Origin of the sequence: Pandoraea capi (genome assembly GCF_902459735.1) — a bacterium.
Lineage (GTDB): Bacteria > Pseudomonadota > Gammaproteobacteria > Burkholderiales > Burkholderiaceae > Pandoraea > Pandoraea capi.
Genome location: NZ_CABPRV010000005.1, coordinates 32,181 through 53,700, shown reverse-complemented (window position 1 = coordinate 53,700; position 21,520 = coordinate 32,181). Strand labels below are relative to the sequence as shown.

Below are 21,520 nucleotides of genomic sequence, written 5' to 3'. Positions count from 1 at the left end.
ATATGCGCAATGTCTTATACTGAACTTTTTCCCTGCCCGGCCGGTTGGCCGGCTGTTTGCGGACGGCACCGACAATGCGCTTTGAAGGCTCTTCCCAATACGTCGCCACCGACGACCTCAAGCTCGCCGTGAACGCGGCATCCACGCTGCAACGGCCGCTGCTCATCAAGGGTGAACCGGGCACCGGCAAGACCATGCTGGCGGAGGAAGTCGCTGCCGCGCTCGATATGCCGTTGCTGCAATGGCACGTCAAATCCACGACCAAGGCGCAGCAAGGCCTGTACGAGTACGACGCCGTCTCGCGCCTGCGCGATTCGCAACTGGGCGACGAGCGTGTGCGCGACATCGCCAACTACATCGTCAAGGGCGTACTCTGGCAAGCCTTCGAGGCCGATCATCCGGTCGTGTTGCTCATCGACGAAATCGACAAGGCCGACATCGAGTTTCCGAACGACCTGCTGCGCGAACTCGATCGCATGGAGTTCTACGTTTACGAGACGCGCGAGCTGATCACGGCACGTCACCGTCCGCTCGTCATCATCACGTCGAACAACGAAAAGGAGCTGCCGGACGCCTTCCTGCGCCGCTGCTTCTTCCACTACATCAAGTTCCCGGATCCGGCGACCATGCAGTCGATCATCGACGTGCATTTCCCCAATATCCGCCGCGAACTGGTGAGTGCGGCCATGGCCACATTCTTCGAGGTGCGCGAAATCCCCGGACTGAAGAAGAAGCCGTCGACGTCGGAACTCATCGACTGGCTCAAGCTGTTGATGGCGGAAGAGATCGGCCCCGAAGCGTTGCGTAGCGCCGACAACAAGCTGGCGATCCCGCCGCTGGCCGGCGCGCTGCTCAAGAACGAACAGGACATGCATCTGTTCGAGCGACTCGTGTTCATGAATCGCGCCAACCGGTAAGCGTACCCACGTCATGCTGATCGACTTTTTCTACACATTGCGCGCGGCGAAACTGCCAGTCTCGGTGAAGGAATATCTGACGCTGCTCGAAGCGTTGCAGCGTCAGGTCATCGCGCCGTCGCTCGATGACTTCTACTATCTGGCTCGCCTCTCGCTCATCAAGGACGAGAAGCACTACGACAAGTTCGATCAGGCCTTCGGCGCCTACTTCAAAGGCGTACAGCAAATGGTGGACGCCTCGGGGGAAGTGCCGCTGGACTGGCTCAAGAAACGTATGCAACGCGAGTTGTCCCCGGAGGACAAGGCGCGCATTCAGGCGCTGGGGGGGCTCGACAAGCTCATGGAACGTCTGCAGCAACTGTTCGACGAGCAGAAAGGCCGGCATGAGGGCGGCAGCAAGTGGATCGGCACGGGGGGAACGTCGCCGTTCGGCAACGGCGGATTCAACCCGGAGGGCATTCGCATCGGCGGCGAAAGTAACGGCAATCGCACCGCAGTCAAGGTATGGGACCAGCGGACGTACCGCGACTACGACGACACCGTTGAACTCGGCACCCGCAACATCAAGGTCGCACTGCGGCGTCTACGCAAGTTTGCGCGTGAAGGCGCCGCCGAGGAACTGGATCTCGATGACACCATTCGATCGACGGCAGCCAACGCGGGCTGGCTCGATCTGAAGCTCGTGCCCGAGCGCCACAACAACGTGAAAGTGTTGATGCTGCTCGATGTCGGCGGCTCGATGGACGATCACATCGCCCGCACGGAAGAACTGTTTTCGGCGGCGAAATCGGAATTCAAGCACCTCGAGTTCTACTACTTCCACAACTGCGTCTACGACTATCTGTGGCGGCAGAACCGACGCCGCCATAACGAGCGCTTCGAGACGTGGGACGTGCTGCGCAAATACCCGTCAGACTACAAGCTGATCTTCGTGGGCGACGCGACGATGAGCCCGTACGAAGTGCTGCAGCCGGGCGGCTCGGTCGAGTACAACAACAAGGAAGCCGGCGCCGTCTGGCTGCGGCGCTTCATCGATCGCTTCCCGCATCACGCGTGGCTCAACCCGGAACCGGAAGGCATCTGGCAGTATCGCCAGTCGATTTCGGTGATCCGCCAGCTGTTTGCGAATCGCATGTATCCCATTACGCTGGCGGGACTGGAGTCGGCGATGCGGGTACTCAGCAAGTAACCGTCCCTCTTCCACTCCCGCCGAACCGATGCCGGACGCCTGTCCGGCACACGGGGCTTTTGCTGCCCGCCGCAAATCTGTATCGTTTAGCAAGCGGCAATCACAACAACAACGTAACGACAGAGACATACGCCATCATGACGTCCAGCACGACTCCCGTGACGCCGCCACCTTTGCGCCCCCTCGCGGATACTTCGCCGTCGGCCATCGTGGCCGGCTTCGTCGCGATGATGACGGGCTACACCAGCTCGCTCGTCCTCATGTTTCAGGCGGGGCAAGCCGCACATCTTACGTCTGCGCAGATTTCATCGTGGATCTGGGCGCTGTCCATCGGCATGGGCGTGACGACTGTCGGGCTCTCGCTGCGGTACCGCACGCCGGTCGTCGTGGCGTGGTCGACCCCGGGCGCAGCACTCCTGATCACCTCACTGCCCGGCGTGCCGTACGGCGAGGCCATCGGGGCCTTCATCGTCTGCAATGCGCTCATTGCCATTTGCGGGCTGACAGGCGGTTTCGAGACGATCATGCGGCGCGTGCCGCCAGCGCTGGCGTCGGCCTTGCTCGCCGGCATTCTGTTCCGCATCGGACTCGAGATCTTCGTCGCGGCACAACAGCAGACGGCACTGGTGTTGTCGATGTTCTTCACGTATCTCGTCGTCAAGCGCTTCGCATCGCGTTACGCCATTCTGCTGGCCCTGATCGTGGGAACGGCCGTTGCCGGTGGGCTTGGTCTGCTCGACTTCAGCCACTTCGACATCTCGCTCGCAAAGCCGGTCTGGACCACGCCTGCGTTCTCGCTGTCGGCAACGATCAGCATCGCGATTCCGTTGTTCGTCGTGGCGATGGCCTCGCAGAATGTGCCGGGTCTAGCCGTACTTCGGGCCGACGGCTACAAGGTGCCGGCGTCACCCTTGATTTCGACTACGGGAATTGCGTCGGTGCTGCTGGCGCCGTTCGGCTCGCACGGCATCCATCTGGCGGCCATCACGGCGGCCATCTGCACCGGAAGGGAGGCGCATGAAGATCCGGCCAAGCGCTATACGGCTGCCGTGTGGTCCGGCGTCTTTTATCTCATCGCGGGCACGTTCGGCGCGACCATCGCTGCCCTGTTCGCCGCATTTCCCAAGGCGCTTGTGGTCTCCATTGCGGCGCTCGCGCTGTTCGGGTCGATCATGAACGGCCTGGCCAACGCCATGCACGACACTCGCCAGCGCGAAGCGGCGCTCATCACGTTCATGGTGACGGCGTCGGGTCTGACACTGTTGTCCATCGGCTCCGCGTTCTGGGGGTTGATTGCGGGCGTGGTGACGCTCGCGATTCTGGAATGGCGTCGCGCGTGAACCCGCGCGGGCCGAGGTGATACCATTCGGCCCGCAACGTTTTCCAATCACTTTTGACGTAACCGCAGGAGCAGCAGAACCATGGCAGTGATCGAACCGACCCCGGTCTTCAAGGACAATCTGGCATTGATGGCCGCCATCGGCAGCGTCGAGGGCATCGCCCGTATCGATTTGCGCAACGGCAGCGGCGCCGTGGTGGGCACCATCGAAAACGCACCGGGCAAGCAAGGCTCGCTCGCCGTCTACCACTATCTGAAGCAAGCCTTCGGCACGCTTGACGCGAAGGCTGCCGAGCACGCGCTGGCCGTCTTTGGCGAGCACACTGCCGATGCCCGCAACCGTCCGGGCGCACATCCGAACGTCGACCGTCTGCTGGCTATCGTCGCCGGCGGCGAAGCGCTGACGATCGAGGAAGTCACGGCCTGATACCTGACACGTGGCGTCCAACGGGCAATAAAAAAGCCAGCCGATCGGCTGGCTTTTTTACGTACGCCACGAGCAAACGCCATCGGCGCAGCAATGCTCGGTACGCGATACGCGTCAGACCGTCAGTACCGGACCACCGTCGCCGTTGGTCTCACGCAGTTGCTTGACCCAACGCTTGGCAGGCAGGCCGGTGGCCGCTTCCACGACCTTGGCGCGCGCTTCCACGTCCTTCCACTCCACCGACAGCAGCGGACCGTTGAAGGCCAGCACGATCACATTGCCGTCGTGAACTTCCGGAAACTCGATCACCCGGTTGTCGAACGCCTGACGCAGACGACGGATGTTCTTCGGATAGCTGTCGTGATCGCCGAAAAGATTCATCGTCAGCATGCCCGGTTCGCGCAGCGCTGCGCGGCAGGCCTTGTAGAACGCGGGGGTGTCATGCACCGGGCCGCGGGCGGTGGCGTCGTAAAGGTCGACTTGCAACACGTCGATGGTCCCGTGATTCACGGTATTCGTGACGAAATCCCAGGCGTCGGCTTCAAGCACCTTCAGGCGGCGCGAATCGCTCGGAAGATCGAACATCGTCCGCGCGGCCACGACCACGGCCGGGTTCAGTTCGACAGCCGTGACTTGCGTGCGCGGGAACTGCCTGGCGGAAAACTTCGTGATCGAGCCCGTGCCCAGGCCGAGCTGCACCACGTGCTTCGGTACGTGCATGAACAGCAACCACGCCATCATCTGCTGCGCGTATTCCAGCTCGATGCGATCGGGCTTGGACAAACGCATCGCGCCTTGCACCCACTCTGTGCCGAAGTGCAGGTAACGCACGCCACCAATTTCGGAGAACGTCACCGGCGCGAAACGCGGCTTGTATGCGGGACGCGGGGAACGGGCGGCACGATCGTCGGCGACGAACGCTTCGGCTTCAATGGATTTGCGTTTGATGAGGGTCATGTGTCCTTCAGTAAAGCTCGGGAAATTCCGATGGGTTCGCATTGTACCGGGTTCGGGATCCAGTCCCGGCGGTGACAGTACGTTTGGTGCGCATACGCTCTGTGGTGGTGTCCGCAAATTATGCGGATGTCATCGATCCGGGCTCACCGAGCCACTCGCGCAACGCAAGCCAGGCGTCGCGCTTCGTAGCGAACGGAATCGTATAGGCCGGGCTGCTGGAGGGTAGCAACGCCACCGGCAATGTCACCCTGCCCCCGCCTTGCGCCAGCGCGCGTTGACCGATGCGGGCGGCGGTCCCGCCATTGAACGCCACAGCACGCAACGACGGCAACGTCTCGATCAATCCGACGAGGTCACTCCCCTCATGCAAGCGGATATTGCTGTCGAGGCTGCCCTCGCGACGCGCCTGCGCCACCACATCCCAAAGTCCAACGCCATGCGCGCGCAGCACGTCGAGCCGGGCCTCGTACGCCAGTGTCGGCAGCGGCACGCCGATTACGTCGCCGACCAGATGCCAGAAGCGATTTTGCGGATGCGCGTAGTACTGCTGCTGCGCCAGCGACACTTCACCCGGCAGACTGCCGAGAATCAGCACGCGCGTATTCGCATCCACGACAGGGGGAAAGTTGCGCTTCAGTGCCGGGATGGGAGATGTGGACACGCCGCTCAGTCCTTCACCGTCTCACGATGCGTGGCTTGAAGGCGGCGCCAGAAGCGCGGCAAGAACGCTTCCGTCACGAGCAATGGCGCGCCATGCCGCAGAAACACCGAGCGACGTGCCCACAGGCGCGCGTTCGGATGCGTACCCACCAGCGGGTCACGTGCATCGCGACGCGCGCGAGTGTGCAGCAGATGTCGCGACCCCAACGGGCTGGACACCAACACGGAGCGCGTGACGGTGGGGTCGTGATAAAGCAGATCGGCAAGCGGTCGTGTACGCAAGCGACGCATCGCCTGCCAGATCGAACGGCTGTACGTGAGCGGCGTAACGCTGTGCGCAACGACAACGGGTTCGTCGTCCACAAGCAGAATGACGTCGCGCGCCCACATGGGGGTACGCAACGGCACGCCGATGGCACGGCACTGATCCGCATCGGCGGGCATGACCCGCTCAGCCACGACGCGCACGCTCACACGCCCCAGCGCGGACAGATGCCGCGTGAGTGCGCCGCCCCGGGTCAACCAGTCCTTGTGACGACGCGAAAGCGCCGGTGCCGGGACAGCCTGCCAGCGCCGCCCGCTTACTTCGAATCGGAAAGTCATGGCTCGGCATTATAAAGGCGCCACGCGACAACGCGCCGTGCACCACGGCGGCCGCGGATGTCCGCCCGACACCGCACAGTCAATGCCTGCGGACCGACGCGCCCCATGAAAAAACCCCCGCGACATTTCGTCACGGGGGCTTTTCATGGCACGGTGGAGCGACTTGGGTGCCGCTCAGCGGAACCGGTGAAATCAGCGCGCGGAGAGCAACAGTGCGTTGGTCCGCTTCACGAACGCCGCCGGGTCTTCCAGACTGCCGCCTTCAGCGAGCAATGCCTGATCGAACAGCAGTTGCGTCCAGTCCGCCAGATCGGCGCTCTCGGCATTCAGACGCTGAATCAGCGCGTGCTCCGGATTGATCTCGAGAATCGGGCGGAATTCGGGCATCTTCTGCCCGGCCGCCTTCATCAGACGCTGGAGCGTGCCGCTCATATCGTTCTCGTCCGACACCAGGCAAGACGGCGAATCGGTCAGACGGAACGTGACACGCACGTCCTTCGCCTTGTCCGCGAGCACTTCCTTCATCTTTTCGACGAGCGGCTTGAGGTCGTCGCTGGTCTTCTCCTGCGCTTCCTTCTCACCGGCATCTTCCAGCGCGCCGAGGTCCAGATCGCCACGCGCTACGCTCACGAGCGCCTTGCCGTCGAAGTCGTGCACGTAGGACAACATCCACTCGTCTACGCGATCGGTCAGCAGCAGCACTTCCACCCCCTTCTTGCGGAACACCTCAAGATGCGGGCTGTGGCTTGCGGCCACCCAGCTCTCTGCCGTCACATAGTAGATCTTGTCCTGACCTTCCTTCATGCGGCCGACGTAATCCGCCAGCGACACGTTTTGTTCGGCCGAATCATTGTGCGTGCTGGCAAAGCGCAGCAGCTTGGCGATACGCTCGCGGTTGGCCTGATCCTCACCGGTGCCTTCCTTGAGTACCTGACCGAAGGCGCCCCAGAACTGGGTGTACTTGTCCTGCTGGTTCTCGGCCAGATCCTCGAGCAGGCCGAGCACCCGCTTGGCACATCCCTCGCGAATGGCCTTCACATCGCGGCTCTCCTGAAGGATTTCGCGCGAGACGTTCAACGGCAGATCGGCGGAATCGACGACCCCACGCACGAAGCGCAGGTAATTCGGAAGCAGTTGCTCGGCGTCGTCCATGATGAACACGCGCTTGACGTACAGTTTCAAGCCGCCTTGCGAATTACGGTCCCAGAGATCGTACGGCGCATGGCCCGGCACATACAGCAGTTGCGTGTATTCGCTGCGGCCCTCTACGCGGTTATGAGTCCACGCAAGCGGCGGTTGCATGTCGTGGGCAATGTGCTGGTAGAACTGCGTGTACTGCTCGTCCGTAATCTCGCTCTTGCTGCGGGTCCATAGTGCGCTGGCCTGATTGACGGTTTCGTCGGCCTCGGCAGGCTCCATTGCCTGTTTCTCTTCGTTCCACGCTTCGCCGCGCATCACGATGGGCAGTGAAATATGGTCCGAATACTTGCGGATGATCGACTGCAATTGCCACGACGAAAGCAGCTCGTCTTCGCCTTCGCGCAGATGCAGCGTGATCGCCGTGCCGCGCGGTGCGCGCTCGATGGTTTCGACCGAGAAGTCGCCTTCGCCCGTCGACGACCAGCGCACGCCCTCTGCGGCGGGCAGACCGGCACGGCGCGATTCGACCGTCATGCGATCGGCGACGATGAACCCCGAGTAGAAGCCCACGCCGAACTGCCCGATCAGGGCGGCGTCCTTTTGCTGATCGCCCGACAGACGCGAGAAAAACTCCTTGGTGCCGGACTTGGCAATCGTGCCGAGGTGCGCGATGGCTTCCTCACGGCTCATGCCGATGCCGTTGTCTTCGATGGTGACAGTGCGGGCGTCCTTGTCGAACGACACGCGAATCTTGAGTTCCGGATCCTGCTCGTACAGCGCGCCGTCGTTGATCGCTTCGAAACGCAGCTTGTCAGCGGCATCCGAAGCGTTGGAGATCAGTTCGCGCAGGAAGATTTCCTTGTTGCTGTACAGCGAATGAATCATCAGTTGCAGAAGTTGTTTGACTTCTGCCTGAAAGCTCATGGTTTCTTGCGCCATGGTCGGGAACCCTCATGAATCGGTGAGATGGATGAAATGTCGACTCGGACCGCCGCCGGGCGCACTTGCGCGCGCGCTGCCGCAAAGGCGGTACAGGTCGGAACATGGGACTGCCCGCCTGCATTTCAAGGCCGGCAGGAGGGTTATTTTGCCGATGCTGGCCCAACATGTTTGTGAAATGCGGCAAGACCCGGCAAAAACCCAAAGCGCCAGCCTTGGCTCCGGCACCGGAGATGACGTAAAAACGGTGCGACAAACGATGGAAATGACGGAAGCGGTGGAATCCGTGGAATCGGCCCGCACCCTGCGGATCATCGGTACGCAGACACGCCCTACCAACCGATCGGTCGGCCCTCCGATCGCACCGTAGCGGATATCACGCCGCCAGTTCGAGCTGCCGCGACAGGAACGACAGCATTGACGGATCGCTGGAGCATGTGATGTTCATGCGCATCCACGTACTCGGCGTCTGTCGCGGCGAAAACAACGCACCGGGCGCAAACAGAAATCCTGCCTCGTGTCCCGCAACTGCAATGGCGTTCGTATCGATCCCCGTGTCGACCCAGAGAAACATGCCGGACGTCGGCTCCCCGAACATCCGCAATCCGATTCGCTCCAGATGCCGTCGCGTACCATCGCGCACCTCGTCGAGTCGCGTGCGCAAACGCTCGACGTGACGTCGATAGTGCCCCTCGGTCAACGCCTTGTAGACGATGCGCTCGTTGATCTCCGGCGTGGTCGAACTCGATAGCATCTTGTGATCGACAAACGTCTTCGCCAACTCCGGCGAACAGGCCACGAACGCCACGCGAAGATTGGCGGCGAGCGTCTTCGAGAAGCTGCCCATGTAGATCACGCGCTTGAGCTGATCCAGACTCGCCAGACGCGCCACCTGCTGATGCGGCGGACACAGATCGCAGTAGATGTCGTCCTCCAGCACCATGAAGTCGTACTGCTCCGCCAGCCGCAGAATCTGGAACGCGCGCGCCGGGGTCAGCGACGTGCCGGTCGGGTTGTGAAGAATCGAATTGAGGATGAGCAACTTGGGGCGATGCTGCTGAACCAGTCGCTCCAGCGCCTGCATGTCGAGGCCGTCCGGTGTGTACGGCACGCCGATCGTATGCGCGCCTTGCGACGCGATTCGTCCGAACATGACGAACCACGCGGGATCCCCCACGAGCACCGTATCCCCTGCGCCAACGTACAGCCGCAGCAGGAAGTCCACAGCTTGCGTAATGCCCGACGTCAACACGATCTGCTCCGGACGCGCGCCAATCTCGAGCTCCGCAAGCTGCGTCTGCAACTGCATGCGCAGCGGTAGAAAACCGTGCGGATTGCCGCTCTGAAGCAGATGCGCGCTCGACTGTCGGCTCATGGACCGCATGGCAGACGTCATCATGTCCGCATCGAGCCAGCCGGGCGGCAGGTACCCCATTCCCGGGCCGCGTTCGGGCGCGACCTGATGCAGCATGCTGCGGACCAGCCAGGCCACATCGAGCGGCCCTTGCGCCACCATCGGCGCCGCAACGTTCTGCGGCGGCACCGCCGGACGCTCGCGCACGTAAAAGCCCGAACCCCGCCGTGCTTCGAGATAGCCCTGCGCGACCAGCCGCTCATACGCTTCCACGACCGAGAACCGCGATACGCCCTTGTCTTCGGCCAGCGAGCGGATCGACGGCATCCGCATGCCCGGCAGAAAGACGCGCTCCTCGATACGCAAGCGCGCCCAATGCACCAGTTGATCGACGAGCGTCATGCGCGCCGTGTCGAGCGCGGCGTTGTCCGCCAGAATCAACGGAGAAATACGGTTCGTTGTCGTCATCGTCGTCCACCTTGTGGCGCGCCGCACGAGCGCAGCCATCCCTAACAGAACGCACCGGTCGTGCCGATGCGGACATTTGCGAAGGTCACCGATTGGCGTCCCTCGCCAGGTTGACACGCTCGTATGCCGAAAGTGTCAGCCCGATGTCGCTATGGGTCGCCACTCTACGCTAGTCAAATTCCCTGTCAATGCCGAACTGTACCGAAAACTCCCTCGACATCTGTATCGGTACTGTATCGGAGTTAACCGATAAAGTGTCCTCTCAACTGGAGACCGCCATGCGTGAAATCCGACTCTTCGAGCTAGATCCGGGACAGACCGTCTTCTGGCAAAGCCCGGCTATCGAACCGCCTCAGTCGCTGCAAGTGCTGCAGGGCGTACTGTGGCTGACCGTGGAAGGCGAACCGGCCGACCACTGGCTGCGTGCGGGTGAGAGCTTCGAGATTCGGGGCGGTCAGCGCGTGTGGCTCGGCACCTGGCAAGACGGCGCCCGTATGCGCGTGAGTCAGCCCGCCAAGACGCTTTGCGCGTCAGGTGGCAGCGGCCTGCTTCGTAGCGGATGGCGTCTGGCATGGCGTGAAATCGCCGCCCGCGTACCGCGTCTGACGAATCGGCAGGCGACGCCGCTCTCTCGCGGGTAAGCCGGCCGGGCGCCACGACGCGAGGACAAGCGCAGACAAGCGCAGACAAGCGGATCGGCGCACGACATCGGCACGGATCGCCCAACGCACGCCCGACAAATCCCCGGGATGCGCAAACCTCACGTAGCGGACATGTCACAGGTAAGCTATCGCTTTTGCGGCTCAGCTTTGCCGCCCGACTTCGCCAGAACCGAATATGACCGCACTGAATGCCTCCAGGGCTTTGAAACTCGATCACCTCGTCGTTGCCGCACAAACGCTGGAAGCGGGGGAAGCGCATGTCATCGAGCAACTTGGCCTCACCGATGTCATGCCGCAACGCGGCGGCAAGCATGCCCGGATGGGAACGCATAACAGCTTGCTGGGACTGTGGGGGGGCACGTATCTGGAGATCATCGCGATCGACCCGGACGCGCCGGCCCCGAGTCGTGCGCGCTGGTTCGGACTTGACGACGAGACCGTACAGGCACGCCTTGCCCGAGGCCCGTACCTCGCGCACTGGGTGGCGCGCGTCGATCGACCGCGTTCGCTGCCTCGCTGGCAAGCGCAATATCCGCAGCGGCTGGCGCCGGTAATGGCCATGCAGCGCGGGGCGCTGACCTGGCAGATCGGCGTACCCGACGACGGCAGTCTTCCGTCGTGGCAAGGCGCAGGGCAGGGGCTGCTGCCTACGCTGATCCAGTGGGATACGCAGCAGCATCCGGCCGATGCCTTGCCGTCCGCAGACTGCGCGGTCACATCGTTGCGTGGCTTTCACCCGCAGGCAACGGTGATTGCAGAACAACTGCAATGGCTGGGCGCCGATGCGCTCGTCAACGTGGAAGCGACATTGGTCGAGCCCTCGCTCGCCGCAGAAATCGAAACCCCGAACGGTCCTCGCACCTTGCGTTAGACCTTATCGATCCCAACGCCCGGCCACAGCGCATGGCGGGCGGATCATTACCAGAACCACGAGGCGACACCATGAATTCGCGTGAATCCCGGGGCATGCTGATCGGATTGATCGGCGTGCTCATCTTCAGTCTGACGTTGCCCATGACGCGCATCGTCGTAGCGGAAGTCAACCCGCTGCTCAATGGACTGGGACGCGCGCTGGTGGCAGCGGTATTCGCCGGGGCGCTGCTTTGGTGGCGCAAGGAGCCCTGGCCCACCCGGTCGCAGCTCAAGAGCCTTGCGGTCACTTCGCTCGGCGTCATCGTCGCCTTTCCGGTGTTCTCGGCCTGGGCGATGAAGACGATCCCGGCCTCACATGGCGCCGTCGTCAACGGCTTGCAGCCGTTCTTCGTCGCAATCTATGCCTACTGGCTCGGTGGCGAGCGCCCGTCGCGCGGCTTCTGGATCTTCGCGCTGCTCGGCAGCGCACTGGTGATCGCTTTCGCGCTGCGCGCCGGGGGCGGTAGTCTGCATGCTGCGGACGGCCTGATGCTGCTCGCCGTCGTCATCGGCGCACTGGGCTACGCAGAAGGCGGCAAACTCGCCCGCGAGATGGGCGGCTGGCAGGTCATCTGCTGGGCACTGGTGGTGTCGGCCCCGGTATTGCTGTTGCCTGTGGGATGGCTTGCATGGCAGCAACCCTGGCCCGTGAGCGGCCGCGCCTGGGGCGCATTCGCCTACGTGACGCTCTTCTCTCAGTTCATCGGCTTCTTCGCCTGGTACGCCGGCCTCGCCATGGGCGGTATCGCGCGTGTCGGCCAAGTACAATTGCTACAGATTTTCTTCACGATTGCGCTGTCCGCCCTCTTTTTCGGCGAACAGGTCGATGCCGTCACGTGGCTGTTTGCCGCGGGCGTCGTTACGACGATCGCACTTGGCAAGAACATGAAGATCGGCGCTTCGCGACTCACGGGCAAACCGGTCTGACGACACACCACGGCGCATGCGATCCCTGCGCCGTGACGTGTCAGCCCCCTGGCGTTGCGCCTGCCCCCAAGCGCTCGGCACCCGCAACGCCCGATACTCGCGGCTCACGCAGAAAAGCCGCACATTCCAAGCGAGACCATCATGCACGATTGGCAATATTCCGAACGCGCCCGCAATCTGACCAGCTCGGCCATTCGCGAAATTCTCAAGGTCACCGAGCGCCCCGAAGTCATCTCGTTCGCTGGCGGCCTGCCCTCCCCGGCGACGTTCCCCGTCGCACAGATGCGTGCGGCCGCAGAGCGCGTTCTCACCGAGTCGCCGCAGACTGCGCTGCAATACAGCGCGACCGAGGGGTTTGCCCCGCTGCGCGAATGGATCGCCAAGCGTTACTCACGCGACGGCCTGACGCTCTCTTCCGACAACGTACTGATCACCACCGGATCGCAGCAGGGTCTCGATCTGATCGGCAAGATCTTCATCGATGAGGGCAGCCGGGTGCTCGTCGAAGCGCCGAGTTATCTGGGGGCACTGCAATCGTTCTCGCTGTTCGCGCCGAAATACGTGCCGGTGCCGACCGACGATCATGGCCTGCTTCCCGAGGCGCTCACGCCGGAACTGGCGAAAGGCGCCCGCTTCCTGTACGCCATGCCGAACTTCCAGAATCCGACGGGACGTCGCTTGCCCATGGCGCGTCGTGAAGCATTGGCGGCCGTGGCCAAGCGCGACGGTCTGGCGATTATCGAAGACGACCCCTACGGCGAACTCGACTACGAAGGCCAGCGCCTACCGAGCCTCCTGTCGCTTGCGCCCGAGCACGTACTCCATATGGGCTCGTTCTCCAAGATTCTCGCCCCGGGGCTGCGACTCGGCTTCATCATCGGCCCGACGGCGGTGATTGCCAAGCTCGTCCAGGCCAAGCAGGCCGCGGATTTGCACACGCCCAGCGTCACGCAGCGCATCGCCTACGAAGTCGTGAAAGACGGATTTCTCGACACGCATATCCCGTCGATTCGCACGCTTTACGCCTCGCAGGCGCAAGCGATGCTCGCATCGCTGAAGCAGCACATGCCCGCCGGAGCCACGTGGACCACGCCTGCGGGCGGCATGTTCATCTGGTTGACATTGCCCGCTGGCATCGACACCATGCAGCTACTGGAAAAAGCGATTGCGCAGAATGTCGCGTTCGTGCCCGGCGCGCCGTTTTATGTCGGCACGCCGCAAACGAACACGCTGCGATTGTCGTTCGTGACGGTGCCGCCCGAGAAGATCGAGATCGGTATCGCACGCCTGGGGGCATTGATTGCAGACGCCGCGACCCGACGCGCTGCCTGATTCGCCCCCCGCGCGACAGCGACCCGTAACCCGTCTTGCGCTGATTGGCCCGAGCCTGCCTCGGGCCAATTGCCAAGGGATCGACGGGAATCGCGCAACCCATCGCCGAACCAGCCCCACCGATCGCATCTACGAATCGATCGGCCCGATTTCACCGTATCTGCAAGGAAGCCGTACATGTCCGTCTACGACAAACTCAAGCAACTCGGTATCGAACTGCCGACCTCCGCCGCCCCGGCCGCTGCCTACGTCATGGCCGCTCAGACCGGCAACACCGTTTTCCTCTCGGGTCACCTGCCGAAGAAAGACGGTAAGGTCTGGACCGGCAAGCTCGGTCAGGACGTGAGCGTCGAAGAGGGCAAGGCCGCCGCACGTGCTGTCGCGATCGAGCTGATCGCCACGCTGCATGCGCACACGGGTGACCTGAACAAGGTCAAGCGCATCGTGAAGCTGATGAGCCTCGTGAACTCGACACAGGAATTCACCGACCAGCATCTGGTGACGAACGGTGCGTCGGAACTGTTCGGTGAAGTGTTCGGCGACGCGGGCAAACACGCCCGTTCGGCCTTTGGCGTCGCGCAGATTCCGCTGGGCGCCTGTGTCGAGATTGAACTGATCGCCGAACTCGCGTAAGCACTGCGTCAGCCCTGCGCATGCGTTCGCGGGACGGGCTCGAGGTAGCGCTCTCGAGCGCGCCGACATGCCGCCGCGACGACGACATTCGATGTCGCACCGTCAGCGTAGTCGGCACGCTCGTCCCGCGAATATGACAACAGCCACCCTCGGGTGGCTGTTGTGTTTTGACGCGGTACCGCACTCGCTGTGACGTCGATCAGACCGGCTTGCCCGATCCGTACGCACGCCGCATCGCGATGGCGACGGCCAATGAAATCACCACAGCGACGCACAGCAAGGCGACCACACCGTGCCAGCCGTTCGACTTGAGCATCACACCAGAGAAGCTGCCGAGTAGGCTGGAGCCGAGGTAATAAAAGAACAGATACAACGCCGACGCGATCGCCCGCCCTTCTGTCGCACGCCGTCCGACCCAACTGCTGGCAACCGTATGGGCACCGAAGAAGCCGAACGTAAAGATCGCCAGTCCGGCCACCACGCCCAGCACCTGCGGCAACAACATCGTCACAAGCCCGACCATCGCCAACGCCACGAGCGCCCAGAGCAGGCGTGGACGCCCCACGCGATCCGAGAGCGGCCCCGCGATGAACGAGCCGGCCACCCCAATCAGATACATCCCGAAAATGGCGCCGATGGCCGCATGCGGCAGATGGAACGGAGCTGCCGACAAATGGAAGCCGAGATAGTTGTAAATGCTCACGAAGCTGCCCATCATCAGCCCGGCGAACAGATACAGGCCAAGCAGCGCCGGATCGCCCAGATGGCGGCGGGCATGACCAAGCGCCTCGCGCACGGGCATGTGGCGCGGCGTGAAGCGGCGTGAATGAGGCAAGCTGCGGGCGAATTCGAGTCCCATCGCCAGGCAGACGAGTCCGATCAGCGCGACGGACACACGCCACGAGAACATGTCGGCGACGAAAGCGGCCATCACCCGGCCCGCCATCCCGCCCAGAATGTTGCCGCCGATGTAGAGGCCCATCGACATGCCGAGCGAGCGTTGATCGATCTCTTCGCTGAGGTAGGCCATGGCAATGGCGGGCAAGCCCGACAGGGCGAGCCCCTTGAGCGCCGCCAGAATGACGATCGTCTCGAAGTTGGTCGAGAACGCACTCGCCAGCGTCAGCACCGACGAACTGAGCAACGCAATGGTCATCATGCGCTTGCGACTCACGCGGTCTGCGGCGACACACGTCACGAGCAGGCCAAGCGCCATCATCATCGTTGCCGCAGACACCGACCAACTCGCCTGCGCGGGGCTGATGCCGAACGTCGTCGTCAGCAGCGGGAGCAGCGATTGCATGCAGTAAAGCTGCGCGAACGTTGAAAAACCGCCGAAAAAGAGCGCCCGGCTGATAACGGCGTATTCACGCGTGCCACGGGCTACGCCCGCAGGAAGTTTCGGGGCAGACGCGCCAGCGACGGACGCACCGCCGGTAGCAAGAGGGAGGGAATTCGTTGATGCCATGGAGATGGCTCGCCTCGCGCGAACCAAGGGTGAAATGTATACAACGAATGATAGGTTTGCCCTTACCTCGCGTCCAATATATATTTAAGCGACTTTTCTATATATAAAATAGATCAATTGAGGCTCCAAGCATGGAACTGCGTCATCTCCGCTACTTCGTGACGGTCGCCGAGGAACTGCATTTCAGCCGTGCAGCCCAGAAGCTCAACATCGGGCAACCGCCGCTGTCGATGCAGATCCGCGCACTGGAAGATGAGTTGGGCGTGCCGCTCTTCGAGCGCTCGCAGCGACGCGTCTTCCTCACTGCCGCGGGGCGCGCGTTCCTCGTGCGGGCACGCCAGATTCTGGCCGATGCCGACGCTGCGCGCCTCGAAGTGCAGCAAATTGCAGGACTCGACGCCGGTGAGTTACGCATCGCCTTTACGACGTCGGCGCCGATGACGAATCTCATGAAACGCGTGCTCACGAGCTACCGTCAGCGGTATCCACGCGTCACGCTCACGCTGAGCGAGTCGCCCTCGGAGAATCAGCGCGAGGCACTGGTCGCTCGCACGCTCGACATCGGTCTGTTGCGCCAGGCAGAAGATGCGCCGCCGGTCGCAGGCCTGAGTTTCGAGACATTGATCGATGAGGCGCTGGTCGTGGTCTTGCATCAAGGGCATCGACTCGCGCGGCGGGCCAGCCTGTCGATTGCCGATCTGGCTGACGAAGCCTTCATCATGCATCCCCACGGCGTGGGCACGGCGATCGACGGTCAGATTCGGGGCATGTGCGAGCGCGCTGGTTTTACACCGCGTGTCGTGCAGGAGGCGCGCGAGTCGACGACGATTGTCGCGCTCGCGGCAAGTGGATTGGGTGTGGCGATCCTACCGGCAGCGGTGCGTTGCATCCAGATCGAAGGGGCGCACTTCATGGATGTCAGCGAACCCGATGCCCATGCACCGTTGCTCCTGGGAAAGCGCCGCGACGACAATAGCCCGCTTGTTCAGGCTTTCGTGGCGATGTGCCACGAAGTGGCCGGCCATCTCCGCGACGAGCGTCAGCCAGCCACGTGATGCCGCCAATCTTGCGATCGGATGTGATCGGCGCGACCGGTATCAGCCGTATTAGCCGCGCAGCGACGCCGCCAGACCGATCACCACGATCCCCAGCACGAGATTCAGAATCACGAGCCGGCGAATGCCGTTGACGGCCGCAGCCCCGTCGGGCCAGGACTGCGCCTGCACCGCGCGTTGCAGACGCGGGAACAGCGCGAAACGGATGTGCCCGAAGACCAGCATCATCAGCACACCGATCCCCGCCATGGCATGCACCGGCCAACGGGCATGCAAACCACCCATGCCCATCATCATGTGCCCGCCGGAGAGCAGAATCAGCACGATGGCAACGCCGACCCACGTGAAAAAGCGCGTGAACGCGGCTTCCCACAACGGCAGACGTTGCTGGGGCGAGAGCTCCGACGACGCCGGACGCAGACACACCAGCGCGAAGAACATTCCACCGATCCAGACGGCGACACTCACCAGATGCAGGAACAGGCTGAAGGCGTAGACACTCATGCGTGATCCTCTCAGGATGCCGTCGGCGCGGCCGGCAACACCGGCTCGAGCGAACGCGGTTTGAACGTCGCAAACTTCACTGCCGGTGCGCGTCCCTTGCGAGCGCGCTTGCCGATGTTCGGCGCCAGCGATGCACCCGAGAGCGTCTCGGACTGCAACTTGCCGCCCCGTACCTCACCGTACACCGTGACCCCCGCTTCGCTGATCGGTACGACCGACACCAGCGTCTGCTTGCTTTCGAGACCGATCAGCGTGACACCACGTCCGCCTCCGGTGAGCGCCTTCATTTCGTCCATGCCGAATACGAGCAGACGTCCATCGCTCGACAGACAGGCCACGGCACTCGCCCCCTGCCAGATCGGCGTGGGCGCCAACGGCTCGGCACCGTCATCAATCGTCATGAACGACTTGCCAGCCTTCACGCGGCTGACCATATCGCCCAGTTTGGTCGTGAAGCCAAAGCCAGCCGTCGTGGCCAGCAACAGCGGTTGCTCGCCCGAGGCCGCGTAGTAGTGCAACAGACGTGAACCCGATTCGAGTTCGATCAGCGAGGTCAGCGGCACGCCGTCGCCACGCCCGCCCGGCAGGAGCGCCACCGCGACCGAATAGACACGGCCGTTGCTGCCCCATGCAATCAACGGATCGACCGTCCGGCATTCGAAGGCGCCATACAGCGAGTCGCCCTGCTTGAACGAGAAACCCTGCGCGTCCAGACCGTGGCCCTTGAGCGCCCGGACCCAACCCTTGGCAGAAACGACAACGGTCACTGGCTCATCGACGACGCGTGCTTCGGCCACCGCACGCTTCTCCTCCTGAATCAAGGTGCGACGCTCGTCGCCAAATTGCTTGGCGTCGGTTTCGATTTCCTTGATGATCAGGCGCTTCATCGTGCTCTCGTTGGCGAGCAGGTCTTCGAGCTTCGCCTTCTCGTCGCGCAACGACGCGAGTTCCTGCTCGATCTTGATCGCTTCCAGACGCGCCAACTGACGCAGGCGAATTTCCAGAATGTCTTCAGCCTGACGCTCGCTCAGCTTGAACGATGCCATCAGCGCGGCCTTCGGCTCGTCCGACTCGCGAATGATACGAATGACTTCGTCGATATTCAGGAAGACGATCATGCGGCCTTCGAGAATATGGATGCGGTCGTCGACCTTGCCCAGACGGTGACGCGTGCGACGCGTGACCGTCTCGAAGCGGAAGCCGATCCATTCGGTAATGATGTCGCGCAACGACTTCTGGCCCGGACGGCCATCGGCGCCCACCATCACGAGGTTCACCGACGCACTCGACTCCAGGCTCGTGTGCGCGAGCAGCGTGGTGATGAATTCCTGCTGATCGATGCGGCTCGATTTCGGCTCGAACACGAGACGTACCGGCGCGTCCTTACCCGATTCGTCGCGCACGGCATCGAGCATCGCCAACATCGATTGCTTCAGATTCTGCTGCTCGGGCGTGAGCGACTTCTTGCCGAGCTTGACCTTCGGATTCGTCAGCTCCTCGATTTCCTCGAGCACCTTCTGACCGGAGGTATTCGGTGGCAGTTCATACACCACCGCCTGCCACTGACCGCGCGCCATTTCTTCGATCTTCCAGCGCGCCCGCATCTTGAGACTGCCACGGCCGCTCTCGTAAGCGGCGCGAATCTCTGCCGCACTCGAGATCAGTTGCCCGCCGCCCGGGAAGTCCGGCCCCTGCACGTGGGTCATCAGCTCGGCATCGTCGAGCTTGGGATTGCGGATCAGGGCGACGGCAGCCGACGCGACTTCGCGCAGGTTATGCGAGGGGATTTCCGTGGCCAGACCAACCGCGATCCCCGAGGCGCCGTTGAGCAGCACGAACGGCAGGCGCGCCGGCAACAAGCGCGGCTCCTCCGTGGAGCCATCGTAGTTCGGCACGAAATCGACCGTGCCCGCATCGATCTCGTCGAGCAGCAGCTTCGCGATCGGCGTCAGACGCGCTTCGGTGTATCGCATTGCCGCCGCGCCGTCGCCATCGCGCGAGCCGAAGTTGCCCTGACCGTCGATGAGCGGATAGCGCATCGAGAAGTCCTGCGCGAGACGCACCAGGGCGTCATACGCGGACTGGTCGCCGTGCGGGTGGAATTTACCGAGCACATCGCCGACGACGCGTGCCGACTTCACCGGCTTGGCGTCGGACGCAAGGCCCATTTCGTTCATCGCGAACAGGATGCGGCGCTGTACCGGCTTCTGACCATCGCAGACGTCCGGCAGGGCGCGGCCCTTGACCACGCTGATCGCGTAGTCCAAATAAGCGCGCTCGGCATACGCGCCGAGCGTTAGCGTGTCGTCATCCGACGGTTGCGTAAAGAGATCTTCTGCTTGTTCCATAAAACCTGTGGGTTTGCTGCGAACGTTTGACGAGAGTTCGGGAGGACGTTGACCGCGAGATCATACCAAGCTCGCCGGTACATTTCGGCAAAAACGCGTCTGAATGGCAAAGCGAGATGTGATTTTGGGATCGACGGCGAGTGAAACTACCGGAATTCCGACCGCAATTCGGAAGATTCCGAGTCGCCATGCCGCATACCGCATGCGGGAAGCGGCCTCAGTCGGTGGCGGGCGGCGCCGACAACCCGGAGGGTGCCGATTCACGCCCGGAGGCGTTCGGCATAGTAGCAGGCACCACGGGCAGGCCCGACGGTGCGCCCAGAACGACGTGTATGCGGCCGTCGCGCGAGCCGTTCACGCGGGCATTGCCGAATTTCCCGGCGCCGGTCCTGACGACATTCCCGCCCGGCATGCCGGCTGCATCGGGATTGAAACGTCGATACAGTTCGAGCACGGCTGCGACGTAATCGCGCGTTTCCGCATAAGGCGGAATCTGATTCGCGTGCCGGGCGACAGCACCCTCACCTGCGTTGTACGACGCGAGCACCAGTTCGAGACGGTCGGGATATCGCGCTTGCAGGTCACGCAAGTAGCGTGCGCCTGTCAGCACATTGGTACGCGGATCGGTGAGTTTCTGGGCCACCGTGCGGCGAGCGTCCGAACGTACCCCGTAACGCTCCCCGGTGGTCGGCAGCACCTGCATCAATCCCACCGCGCCTTTGGGTGACACGGCATCGCTATCGAATCCCGACTCAGCCGCAATCACGGCTTTCAGCAACGCGGCATCGACATGAAATTTCTGCGCTGCCTGTGAGATCACGGGCGCCAGTTTTTTCAGATTGGGATGACGGGCAAGCGCGTCGTACAGACGCGAACGATCGGTGGTGCTGACCGCACCGCCCTGCTGCTGCGTGCGCAAATCGACGTCGCCGCCATTACCGACCACCAGCCGATAGCGCGCATCGAGCTTGCGCGCCGCCAGGTGAGCGACACCGTTTTCGTCGACGTAACCGTAAAGCTCGGCGTGCGCGAGTGGCGTCGCGGCAAGCAGCAAAGCTGCCAACGCGGGACCTGCGAACTGCCGCAGAGAGAACTTTCGGCGGATCGCGCTGAGGCGCTCTGCCGTCGAAACTGGATTATTGCTGACCTTTGACATGCACCTTGATCGTCTGGCTCATGGCCGGACCGTACGACTGGTGCGCACCGTTGGCGAATTGCATCGTCAGGGTGTGATCGCCTGGCGTCAGATTGACGCTCGTCTCGGTCTGTCCTTTGCCGAAATGCAGGTGCGTGTCGTCGGTAGGAACGACCTGACCTGCCGGAACCGGATCGCCGTCGATGATGAGATGGTGATGGCCCGTGTCGGACGTCATGTCGCCCGCCGGTTTGATCGCCATGCCCGCGACGCCGAACTTGACCACGACCGGGTTCGAAACCGTCGCCCCATCAGTAGGGGCAACGAAGAAGACGCGCGGCTGGGCCGACTGTGCCAAGGCGGTAACGCTTGCACCGGCAAGCAACATCGGCACGAAAATGCAACGCATAGAACGCAACATAACGCGACTCCCGGTAGGGTGAAGGGTGGATTATCCCACTATGTGAGCGCTCACGCTGGTTTGCCCTGCGTGAGCGCGGCGAAAATGCGATGAATGGACACTTTCCGACACGCCGACACCCCACTGATCG

At 62.7% G+C, this 21,520-nt stretch carries 20 protein-coding genes; 10 read left to right on the top strand and 10 right to left on the bottom strand.

Features of this window, described 5'->3' with window-relative positions:
• Positions 1-74: 74 nt before the first annotated feature.
• The 4 genes from PCA20602_RS12085 to PCA20602_RS12070 all read left to right on the top strand — a co-directional run bounded on the left by PCA20602_RS12085 (position 75) and on the right by PCA20602_RS12070 (position 3,872).
• The gene (locus tag PCA20602_RS12085; RefSeq protein ID WP_150721449.1) at positions 75-917 is read left to right on the top strand and encodes an AAA family ATPase; all 843 of its coding nucleotides are present in this window, start codon (positions 75-77) and stop codon (positions 915-917) included.
• Between the two features lie 13 nt (positions 918-930).
• A complete protein-coding gene (locus PCA20602_RS12080; RefSeq protein ID WP_150721448.1) occupies positions 931-2,106 on the top strand; it encodes a vWA domain-containing protein in 1,176 nt (391 codons plus the stop codon).
• A gap of 137 nt (positions 2,107-2,243) precedes the next feature.
• Entirely contained in the window at positions 2,244-3,446 is a 1,203-nt protein-coding gene (locus PCA20602_RS12075; protein ID WP_150721447.1) for a benzoate/H(+) symporter BenE family transporter, read from the top strand.
• 87 nt (positions 3,447-3,533) lie between these two features.
• On the top strand, positions 3,534-3,872 hold the full coding sequence (locus PCA20602_RS12070; RefSeq protein ID WP_069341887.1) for a DUF2322 family protein: 339 nt from the start codon (positions 3,534-3,536) through the stop codon (positions 3,870-3,872).
• A 114-nt stretch (positions 3,873-3,986) separates the two neighbouring features.
• Here the strand turns inward: PCA20602_RS12070 and PCA20602_RS12065 are convergent, their stop codons facing one another.
• The 5 genes from PCA20602_RS12065 to PCA20602_RS12045 all read right to left on the bottom strand — a co-directional run bounded on the left by PCA20602_RS12065 (position 3,987) and on the right by PCA20602_RS12045 (position 9,993).
• Positions 3,987-4,829, bottom strand: coding sequence for a spermine/spermidine synthase domain-containing protein (locus PCA20602_RS12065; protein WP_150721446.1), 843 nt, complete (start codon positions 4,827-4,829; stop codon positions 3,987-3,989).
• 118 nt (positions 4,830-4,947) lie between these two features.
• On the bottom strand, positions 4,948-5,490 hold the full coding sequence (locus PCA20602_RS12060; RefSeq protein WP_425495667.1) for a DNA-deoxyinosine glycosylase: 543 nt from the start codon (positions 5,488-5,490) through the stop codon (positions 4,948-4,950).
• Positions 5,491-5,495: 5 nt separating this feature from the next.
• Positions 5,496-6,092, bottom strand: coding sequence for a chorismate--pyruvate lyase family protein (locus tag PCA20602_RS12055; RefSeq protein ID WP_150721444.1), 597 nt, complete (start codon positions 6,090-6,092; stop codon positions 5,496-5,498).
• A 192-nt stretch (positions 6,093-6,284) separates the two neighbouring features.
• Entirely contained in the window at positions 6,285-8,171 is a 1,887-nt protein-coding gene (htpG, locus tag PCA20602_RS12050; RefSeq protein ID WP_150721443.1) for a molecular chaperone HtpG, read from the bottom strand.
• A 376-nt stretch (positions 8,172-8,547) separates the two neighbouring features.
• Positions 8,548-9,993 carry an aminotransferase-like domain-containing protein gene (locus PCA20602_RS12045; RefSeq protein WP_150721442.1) on the bottom strand — a complete coding sequence of 482 codons (1,446 nt, stop codon included), beginning with the start codon at positions 9,991-9,993 and terminating at the stop codon, positions 8,548-8,550.
• Positions 9,994-10,271: 278 nt separating this feature from the next.
• Here PCA20602_RS12045 and PCA20602_RS12040 point away from each other — a divergent pair, with 278 nt between their 5' ends.
• The 5 genes from PCA20602_RS12040 to PCA20602_RS12020 all read left to right on the top strand — a co-directional run bounded on the left by PCA20602_RS12040 (position 10,272) and on the right by PCA20602_RS12020 (position 14,459).
• Positions 10,272-10,634: a DUF2917 domain-containing protein gene (locus PCA20602_RS12040; protein ID WP_174981034.1), complete on the top strand. Its 363-nt coding sequence runs from the start codon at positions 10,272-10,274 to the stop codon at positions 10,632-10,634.
• 196 nt (positions 10,635-10,830) lie between these two features.
• Positions 10,831-11,526, top strand: coding sequence for a VOC family protein (locus tag PCA20602_RS12035; RefSeq protein ID WP_150721440.1), 696 nt, complete (start codon positions 10,831-10,833; stop codon positions 11,524-11,526).
• A gap of 71 nt (positions 11,527-11,597) precedes the next feature.
• Positions 11,598-12,494: a DMT family transporter gene (locus PCA20602_RS12030; protein WP_150721439.1), complete on the top strand. Its 897-nt coding sequence runs from the start codon at positions 11,598-11,600 to the stop codon at positions 12,492-12,494.
• 141 nt (positions 12,495-12,635) lie between these two features.
• Entirely contained in the window at positions 12,636-13,826 is a 1,191-nt protein-coding gene (locus tag PCA20602_RS12025) for an aminotransferase-like domain-containing protein (RefSeq protein ID WP_150721438.1), read from the top strand.
• Positions 13,827-14,003: 177 nt separating this feature from the next.
• Positions 14,004-14,459 (top strand): RidA family protein, encoded by a 456-nt coding sequence (locus PCA20602_RS12020; protein ID WP_150721437.1) that lies wholly within the window; start codon positions 14,004-14,006, stop codon positions 14,457-14,459.
• A 199-nt stretch (positions 14,460-14,658) separates the two neighbouring features.
• On the opposite strand, the gene PCA20602_RS12015 is transcribed toward PCA20602_RS12020, so the two are convergent.
• Positions 14,659-15,927, bottom strand: coding sequence for an MFS transporter (locus PCA20602_RS12015; protein ID WP_150721436.1), 1,269 nt, complete (start codon positions 15,925-15,927; stop codon positions 14,659-14,661).
• A gap of 131 nt (positions 15,928-16,058) precedes the next feature.
• On the opposite strand from PCA20602_RS12015, the gene PCA20602_RS12010 reads away from it, so the two are divergent.
• Complete coding sequence (locus PCA20602_RS12010; RefSeq protein WP_150721435.1) at positions 16,059-16,982, top strand: LysR substrate-binding domain-containing protein; 924 nt, start codon at positions 16,059-16,061, stop codon at positions 16,980-16,982.
• A gap of 51 nt (positions 16,983-17,033) precedes the next feature.
• Here the strand turns inward: PCA20602_RS12010 and PCA20602_RS12005 are convergent, their stop codons facing one another.
• The 4 genes from PCA20602_RS12005 to PCA20602_RS11990 all read right to left on the bottom strand — a co-directional run bounded on the left by PCA20602_RS12005 (position 17,034) and on the right by PCA20602_RS11990 (position 21,357).
• Positions 17,034-17,486, bottom strand: coding sequence for a CopD family protein (locus PCA20602_RS12005; RefSeq protein ID WP_069341724.1), 453 nt, complete (start codon positions 17,484-17,486; stop codon positions 17,034-17,036).
• 11 nt (positions 17,487-17,497) lie between these two features.
• Positions 17,498-19,834, bottom strand: coding sequence for a DNA topoisomerase IV subunit A (gene parC, locus PCA20602_RS12000; protein WP_150721434.1), 2,337 nt, complete (start codon positions 19,832-19,834; stop codon positions 17,498-17,500).
• 217 nt (positions 19,835-20,051) lie between these two features.
• Positions 20,052-20,897 (bottom strand): lytic transglycosylase domain-containing protein, encoded by an 846-nt coding sequence (locus PCA20602_RS11995; protein WP_246182141.1) that lies wholly within the window; start codon positions 20,895-20,897, stop codon positions 20,052-20,054.
• 73 nt (positions 20,898-20,970) lie between these two features.
• On the bottom strand, positions 20,971-21,357 hold the full coding sequence (locus PCA20602_RS11990; protein WP_425495669.1) for a DUF4399 domain-containing protein: 387 nt from the start codon (positions 21,355-21,357) through the stop codon (positions 20,971-20,973).
• Between the last annotated feature and the right edge of the window lie 163 nt (positions 21,358-21,520).

Excerpts from the sequence above, each read along its gene's own strand:
- PCA20602_RS12040 (WP_174981034.1), top strand. The coding sequence starts at position 10,272 with ATGCGTGAAATCCGACTCTTCGAGCTAGATCCGGGACAGACCGTCTTC.
- PCA20602_RS12085 (WP_150721449.1), top strand. The coding sequence starts at position 75 with ATGCGCTTTGAAGGCTCTTCCCAATACGTCGCCACCGACGACCTCAAG.
- PCA20602_RS12075 (WP_150721447.1), top strand. The coding sequence starts at position 2,244 with ATGACGTCCAGCACGACTCCCGTGACGCCGCCACCTTTGCGCCCCCTC.
- PCA20602_RS12005 (WP_069341724.1), bottom strand. The coding sequence starts at position 17,486 with ATGAGTGTCTACGCCTTCAGCCTGTTCCTGCATCTGGTGAGTGTCGCC.
- PCA20602_RS12065 (WP_150721446.1), bottom strand. The coding sequence starts at position 4,829 with ATGACCCTCATCAAACGCAAATCCATTGAAGCCGAAGCGTTCGTCGCC.
- PCA20602_RS12025 (WP_150721438.1), top strand. The coding sequence starts at position 12,636 with ATGCACGATTGGCAATATTCCGAACGCGCCCGCAATCTGACCAGCTCG.
- PCA20602_RS12010 (WP_150721435.1), top strand. The coding sequence starts at position 16,059 with ATGGAACTGCGTCATCTCCGCTACTTCGTGACGGTCGCCGAGGAACTG.
- parC (WP_150721434.1), bottom strand. The coding sequence starts at position 19,834 with ATGGAACAAGCAGAAGATCTCTTTACGCAACCGTCGGATGACGACACG.
- PCA20602_RS12080 (WP_150721448.1), top strand. The coding sequence starts at position 931 with ATGCTGATCGACTTTTTCTACACATTGCGCGCGGCGAAACTGCCAGTC.
- PCA20602_RS12055 (WP_150721444.1), bottom strand. The coding sequence starts at position 6,092 with ATGACTTTCCGATTCGAAGTAAGCGGGCGGCGCTGGCAGGCTGTCCCG.
- PCA20602_RS12030 (WP_150721439.1), top strand. The coding sequence starts at position 11,598 with ATGAATTCGCGTGAATCCCGGGGCATGCTGATCGGATTGATCGGCGTG.
- PCA20602_RS12020 (WP_150721437.1), top strand. The coding sequence starts at position 14,004 with ATGTCCGTCTACGACAAACTCAAGCAACTCGGTATCGAACTGCCGACC.
- PCA20602_RS11990 (WP_425495669.1), bottom strand. The coding sequence starts at position 21,357 with ATGTTGCTTGCCGGTGCAAGCGTTACCGCCTTGGCACAGTCGGCCCAG.
- htpG (WP_150721443.1), bottom strand. The coding sequence starts at position 8,171 with ATGGCGCAAGAAACCATGAGCTTTCAGGCAGAAGTCAAACAACTTCTG.
- PCA20602_RS12015 (WP_150721436.1), bottom strand. The coding sequence starts at position 15,927 with ATGGCATCAACGAATTCCCTCCCTCTTGCTACCGGCGGTGCGTCCGTC.
- PCA20602_RS12045 (WP_150721442.1), bottom strand. The coding sequence starts at position 9,993 with ATGACGACAACGAACCGTATTTCTCCGTTGATTCTGGCGGACAACGCC.
- PCA20602_RS12035 (WP_150721440.1), top strand. The coding sequence starts at position 10,831 with ATGACCGCACTGAATGCCTCCAGGGCTTTGAAACTCGATCACCTCGTC.